This window comes from Paenibacillus polymyxa, from assembly GCF_018614975.1.
GTDB lineage: Bacteria > Bacillota > Bacilli > Paenibacillales > Paenibacillaceae > Paenibacillus > Paenibacillus polymyxa_E.
In genome coordinates this window covers 22,387-28,386 of sequence record NZ_JAGGNR010000055.1, presented here as the reverse complement: position 1 = coordinate 28,386, position 6,000 = coordinate 22,387, and the positions used below count along the sequence as shown (strand labels likewise).

Here is a 6,000-nt window from a genome sequence, read left to right as displayed (position 1 = left end):
CGAGCCCTGTTCGGGGAGCCAGTAAGGCCCGTTGGTCAAGGGGTTAAGACACCTCCCTTTCACGGAGGTAACAGGGGTTCGAATCCCCTACGGGTCATAGCAATACCTATTGCTTCAACAAGAGATGAGAATCCCAAAGGTTCGTCGGAGGATGTACTTCGTTAGCAACAGCTTCGCAGTCTCGAACGAAGTGAGAGTATCCCCTACGGGTCATAATATGGAGGCTTAGCTCAGCTGGGAGAGCATCTGCCTTACAAGCAGAGGGTCGGGGGTTCGATCCCCTCAGCCTCCACCATATAACTATATAACGACGCGGGGTGGAGCAGCCCGGTAGCTCGTCGGGCTCATAACCCGAAGGCCGCAGGTTCAAATCCTGCCCCCGCAATTAACTTTCCTTGAGAAAGTGATCTGGAACCGTGGTGTAGTTGGCCTAACATGCCTGCCTGTCACGCAGGAGATCGCGGGTTCGAATCCCGTCGGTTCCGCCATCTTGTATATGCTTCAGGGATGAGAATCCGTTTTTGGGTTCGTCGGAGCATTCACATCGAGAGCATAAGCTTCGCAGTCTCGAACGAAGTGAGAGTATCCCGTCGGTTCCGCCATTTTTTTATTCTAGTAAGGCTCGGTAGCTCAGTCGGTAGAGCAGAGGACTGAAAATCCTCGTGTCGGCGGTTCGATTCCGTCCCGAGCCACCATTTATAACACCATGTAATACGCCGGTGTAGCTCAACTGGTAGAGCAACTGACTTGTAATCAGTAGGTTGGGGGTTCAAGTCCTCTCGCCGGCACCATGTAATCCTGGAGGATTAGCGAAGCGGCCAAACGCATCAGACTGTAAATCTGCTCCCGTACGGGTTCGGTGGTTCGAATCCATCATCCTCCACCAGTTTTTCTATGAGTCATTAGCTCAGTTGGTAGAGCACCTGACTTTTAATCAGGGTGTCGAAGGTTCGAGCCCTTCATGACTCACCATTATATGCGCGTGTGGCGGAATTGGCAGACGCACTAGACTTAGGATCTAGCGTCTTTGACGTGGGGGTTCAAGTCCCTCCACGCGCATCCTTTATTTGCGGAAGTGGCTCAGCGGTAGAGCATCGCCTTGCCAAGGCGAGGGTCGCGGGTTCGATTCCCGTCTTCCGCTCCAATATTTTGCGCCCTTAGCTCAGCTGGATAGAGCGTTTGACTACGAATCAAAAGGCCGGGAGTTCGAATCTCTCAGGGCGCGCCATTATAACTTTATATTTTGCCGGCGTGGCGGAATGGCAGACGCGCTCGACTCAAAATCGAGTGGGAAACCGTGGAGGTTCGAGTCCTCTCGCCGGTATAGATAACGGGATGTAGCTCAGCTTGGTAGAGCACCTGGTTTGGGACCAGGGGGTCGCATGTTCAAATCGTGTCATCCCGATTGTTGTTATGCGGGTGTAGTTCAATGGTAGAACTTTAGCCTTCCAAGCTAATAGCGTGGGTTCGATTCCCATCACCCGCTTATATATTGCAAAAGAAAGAGATGGTACTCACCGTCTCTTTCTTTTTTTGCATTCATAGGTTTATTGGCGATTGTAGTATATGAAGATCATGGAATATGTGACTCAGATGCGTGTACTAGCATGTATCCCATCCTCACGATATATTCCTCCGTTTTTAAGTCTGTTCTTAGTGATTGTTAGAAGTGTTCAAATAGAGAAGGTCTAGCACATGTTCGAACACAAGAATATCTTTTCTTTACCGCATTTTATAAAAACGCTTACAAAAATAGCTTGCGTAAATCATTAACCTGTAATACCATATCAATTAAGCGCTTAACCTTTAGGGGTAAGGCGCTTAAACTTAACGTAGATTAAGCGCTTAACCCGTAAAGGAAAGGACGGCGATCAAACTCATGAAAACAATTCGATTAACGATGGCTCAGGCACTGCTTCGATACTTGGATCAGCAATATATCTCGGTTGACGGGGTGGAAACCAAGTTTGTGAAGGGAATCATCGGTATTTTTGGACATGGCAATGTAACAGGCATTGGAGAAGCGCTGGAGCGCAGTCCTGGAAGCCTGACGTATATGCAAGGCAAGAACGAACAAGGCATGGTGCATACGGCAGCGGCTTATGCCAAGCAGAAGAACCGTAGACAGATCTATGCATGTACAACATCCATTGGACCTGGTGCTTTGAATATGATTACAGCGGCAGCTACTGCAACGGTGAACAGGATTCCGGTTTTATTGCTTCCTGGAGATAACTTTGCTACACGGGAGCCGGACCCGGTACTGCAGCAGTTAGAAGTCAGCAGTGATTATACAATCTCAGCCACTGATCCATTCAAAGCCGTCAGCAAGTACTGGGATCGTATCGTTCGTCCCGAACAGCTGATGATTGCTGTTACACAGGCTATGCGTGTACTAACTGATCCAGCAGAGACGGGAGCGGTAACGCTCGCACTGCCACAGGATGTGCAGGCAGAAGCGTATGATTACCCAGAATCGTTCTTTGCCCGCAAAGTACATTATCTGGATCGTCGCCCCCCGGTACAGGCAGCCATTGAGCGGGCAACGGAGCAGATTACCCGAGGCAGAAAGCCGCTGCTCATTGCAGGCGGCGGTGTGTTGTACTCTGAGGCATCCGCCCAGCTCGTGGAATTCGCCGAGGCATTTGGTATTCCGATCGCCGAGACGCAGGCGGGCAAGAGCGCAGTCTCATGGGACAACCCACTGAATGTGGGGGCCATCGGAGTTACCGGCTCTCTGGCAGCCAACAGGCTGGCGAGAGAAGCGGATGTAGTGATCGGCGTCGGTACTCGTTTCTCCGATTTTACGACGGCGTCCCGCTCTGCTTTTCAGCATCCGGAAGCTTCATTCATCAACATCAACCTGAACGGCATGGATGCCGCCAAGCTAGGCGGGGAAGCCATTCTGGCAGATGCCCGCGAAGGACTGCAGGCTTTGCAAATGGAATTGCAGGAAAGACAATACCGAAGTGCATATGGCGCATCCGAAGTTGCTGATCTCCGTGCTGAGTGGAGTGCAGAAGTGGATCGGTTGTATGCAGCTCAACATGAAGCAGGGCTGGCACAGACTACAGCAGTTGGCATCGTTAACCGGACCATTGATCCATCTTCCGTCATAGTGTGTGCGGCAGGCAGTCTACCGGGTGATCTACATCGTCTGTGGCGTGCGTCTGAACCAAAGACATACCACATGGAGTATGGATTCTCCTGTATGGGGTACGAGGTAAGTGGAGCGTTCGGAGCAGCACTTGCCGAGCCGGATCGTGAAGTGTACGCCATGGTGGGGGATGGCAGTTATCTGATGCTGCATTCGGAGTTTGTGACCAGTTTGCAGGAACAGAAGAAGATGACGGTTCTATTATTCAATAACAATGGATTCCAGTGTATTCATAATTTGCAGCGGGAACATGGTAGTGACGGGTTTGGCAATGAGTTCCGTTATCGGGAATCCGAGAGTGGACGACTGACCGGGGATTACATGCCAATGGACTTTGCAGCTCACGCCCGAAGCATGGGAGCCAAATCCTATAGAGCGGAGACAGCAGAACAGCTGGAGCAAGCACTCCGAGATGCGAAGAACGAAACAGTGAGTACGTTGATTGAGATTCCGGTCGTGCCTGGAACCAACGCAGGTGGATACGAGTCATGGTGGAATGTGGGTGTGCCAGAAGTATCTGCCGAGGAGAAGGTAGTTCATGCTCATCACACGATGCAAGCCAACCGTGCCAAAGCAAGACCGATTTAATCCGGTTTAATATAGTGAATCACAATGTTGAACGACAAAGGAGACGTGGAGCAATGAGCAAGCTGCCATTCCAGCTTGGGATTCATCCGATCAATTGGGTCGGTGAAGATGTGAAGGAGCATGGTGATGCGACAACGTGTGCGCAGATTCTGGATGATATTCAGCGTCTTGGGCTGACAGGTACAGAGATGGGACGTAAATATCCAACCGATCCTGCTATATTGCGTGAGGAATTGAGTAAAAGGAATATCAAGCTGGTCTCCCAGTGGAAATCAGTACTGTTGTCCGATCCGGCATATCGTCAGTCGGAGTTGGATAGCTATCGCAAACACGCGGAATTCCTGCAATCCATGGGCAGTAAGGTGATCAGTACCGCGGAGGTAGGCGGGTCACTTCATTTTGATCCAAGACGGACTCCGCATGAAAAAGAAGTGCTCAGACTCAGCGAAGCTGAATGGCATATCCTCGCTGAAGGATTGAATGAAGCAGGAGCGATTGCTCGTGGACACGGGTTGAAGCTCACGTACCATCATCATGGAGGCACGGTAGTAGAACAACCGGACGAGATTGATCGACTGATGGAGCTGACGGACCCTTCTCTCGTGTATCTGCTCTATGACACAGGTCATGCCTACTATGGCGGAGCTGATCCACTTGAACTGCTGCGTAAACATTATGACCGGATTGCTTATATCCATCTGAAAGATATTCGCCCTCATGTGCTGGATGAAGCACGCGCGCAGCAGTCTGATTTTGTCGGTTGTATTCGTAGAGGCGTGTTCACCGTACCAGGGGATGGATGCATTGATTTTGCACCAATACTGCAAGAATTGATCACAAGAGGATATGACGGCTGGGCAATGCTTGAAGGAGAGCAGGACCCTGCAATTCATAACCCCTATGAGTATGCCAAACGCTCCTTGAACTATATGGAGTCCTTATACCAACACAGCTGATTCGTTCAGCATTGCAGCGTTCAGAGGCCCTACCCATGAAGTGAAACAGGAAGAAGGCAGCAAGAATATAACGTTACGATTGGAAATTTAAACTGACCTACTCTAACCGTTTACGATTCGTCACGATGGATTGAGTAACTTGTCTAGAAATTCATTTACACCATGTATAATTCCACCACAGAAAGGGGCTCACATGCAATGACCTATGTATCCTTTCCAGAATCAAGGAAGAAGGATTTCACCGCGATTGGTCGCTTGTGCATCGACTTGAACGCCAATGAGATCAATCGCCCGATGGAAGAAACGATGACGTTCACGAAGTATGTGGGCGGCTCTCCGGCCAATATTACGATTGGCATGTCCAGACTGGGTATGAAGACGGCTTTTATCGGCAAAATCGCAGGTGACCAGATGGGCAGATTCATCCAGAGCTATTTGGAGAAGAACGGCATCGACACATCAAATGTAGTTACAGATGACACCGGAGCGGTGACAGGGCTTGCTTTTACCGAAATTAAGAGCCCAACCGATTGCAGTATCCTGATGTACCGGGACAATGTAGCGGATCTGTTATTACAGGCGCAAGAGGTGCAAGAGCAGTTGATTGCTGACTCCAAAGTGCTGCTAATCTCAGGCACAGCCCTCGCGCAGAGCCCATCCCGTGAAGCCGTATTACAGGCACTAACGTATGCGAAAAAACATGGCACAGTTATTGTGTTTGATCTGGATTATCGCCCATACACATGGACATCGGACGAAGAGACAGCGGTCTATTATAACCTCGCAGCCGAGAAATGCGATATCATTCTTGGCACACGTGAAGAGTTCGACATGATGGAGACATTCGACCACAATCCGGATCATAGCGATCAGGTGACTGCACAGAAATGGTTTGATTTCTCAGCGAATATTGTAGTAATCAAACACGGCAAGGAAGGGTCCATTGCTTATACGCGTGAAGGGCTTTCCCACCGTGCGGACAGCTATCCGGCAAAAGTGGTCAAAACGTTCGGTGCAGGCGACTCCTACGCAGCCGGGTTCCTGTATGGATTGATGCAGGGCTGGACGATTGAGCGCAGTATGGCGTATGGCAGTGGCGCAGCAAGTATCGTCATTTCAAGCCACAGCTGTTCGGATGCGATGCCAACGGTGGAACAGGTGAATGACTACATCGAACGTTGCAATCGGGGCGAGATCACCGTGTCTTGAAGCTCGTTGCAATACTTTGAACAACGTACTCATACAGATCTATAACAATAAACATGTTGAACATAAGGGATCACACATAAGTGAAGGGAG

The 6,000-nt window shown here is 50.0% G+C and carries 3 protein-coding genes and 14 tRNA genes; all 17 read left to right on the top strand.

Annotated elements, in window-relative coordinates:
- Positions 1 to 25: 25 nt before the first annotated feature.
- The 17 genes from J7E78_RS27865 to iolC all read left to right on the top strand — a co-directional run bounded on the left by J7E78_RS27865 (position 26) and on the right by iolC (position 5,910).
- A tRNA-Glu gene (locus J7E78_RS27865) sits at positions 26 to 97 on the top strand.
- Between the two features lie 122 nt (positions 98 to 219).
- Positions 220 to 295, top strand: a tRNA-Val gene (locus J7E78_RS27860).
- 16 nt (positions 296 to 311) lie between these two features.
- A tRNA-Met gene (locus J7E78_RS27855) sits at positions 312 to 385 on the top strand.
- 25 nt (positions 386 to 410) lie between these two features.
- Positions 411 to 488: transfer RNA gene (locus tag J7E78_RS27850), tRNA-Asp, on the top strand.
- Between the two features lie 131 nt (positions 489 to 619).
- Positions 620 to 695: transfer RNA gene (locus tag J7E78_RS27845), tRNA-Phe, on the top strand.
- Positions 696 to 715: 20 nt separating this feature from the next.
- Positions 716 to 791 (top strand) — tRNA-Thr (locus J7E78_RS27840).
- 9 nt (positions 792 to 800) lie between these two features.
- Positions 801 to 886 (top strand) — tRNA-Tyr (locus J7E78_RS27835).
- Positions 887 to 896: 10 nt separating this feature from the next.
- Positions 897 to 972 (top strand) — tRNA-Lys (locus J7E78_RS27830).
- Between the two features lie 6 nt (positions 973 to 978).
- A tRNA-Leu gene (locus J7E78_RS27825) sits at positions 979 to 1,059 on the top strand.
- Between the two features lie 10 nt (positions 1,060 to 1,069).
- A tRNA-Gly gene (locus J7E78_RS27820) sits at positions 1,070 to 1,144 on the top strand.
- 7 nt (positions 1,145 to 1,151) lie between these two features.
- Positions 1,152 to 1,228: transfer RNA gene (locus tag J7E78_RS27815), tRNA-Arg, on the top strand.
- Between the two features lie 17 nt (positions 1,229 to 1,245).
- Positions 1,246 to 1,324 (top strand) — tRNA-Leu (locus J7E78_RS27810).
- 7 nt (positions 1,325 to 1,331) lie between these two features.
- Positions 1,332 to 1,405, top strand: a tRNA-Pro gene (locus J7E78_RS27805).
- A 10-nt stretch (positions 1,406 to 1,415) separates the two neighbouring features.
- A tRNA-Gly gene (locus J7E78_RS27800) sits at positions 1,416 to 1,486 on the top strand.
- A 393-nt stretch (positions 1,487 to 1,879) separates the two neighbouring features.
- The gene (iolD, locus tag J7E78_RS27795; RefSeq protein WP_215079943.1) at positions 1,880 to 3,745 is read left to right on the top strand and encodes a 3D-(3,5/4)-trihydroxycyclohexane-1,2-dione acylhydrolase (decyclizing); all 1,866 of its coding nucleotides are present in this window, start codon (positions 1,880 to 1,882) and stop codon (positions 3,743 to 3,745) included.
- Positions 3,746 to 3,798: 53 nt separating this feature from the next.
- Positions 3,799 to 4,701 (top strand): myo-inosose-2 dehydratase, encoded by a 903-nt coding sequence (gene iolE / locus J7E78_RS27790; protein ID WP_215079941.1) that lies wholly within the window; start codon positions 3,799 to 3,801, stop codon positions 4,699 to 4,701.
- A 198-nt stretch (positions 4,702 to 4,899) separates the two neighbouring features.
- Positions 4,900 to 5,910 carry a 5-dehydro-2-deoxygluconokinase gene (iolC, locus tag J7E78_RS27785; RefSeq protein WP_215079939.1) on the top strand — a complete coding sequence of 337 codons (1,011 nt, stop codon included), beginning with the start codon at positions 4,900 to 4,902 and terminating at the stop codon, positions 5,908 to 5,910.
- Positions 5,911 to 6,000: the final 90 nt, after the last annotated feature.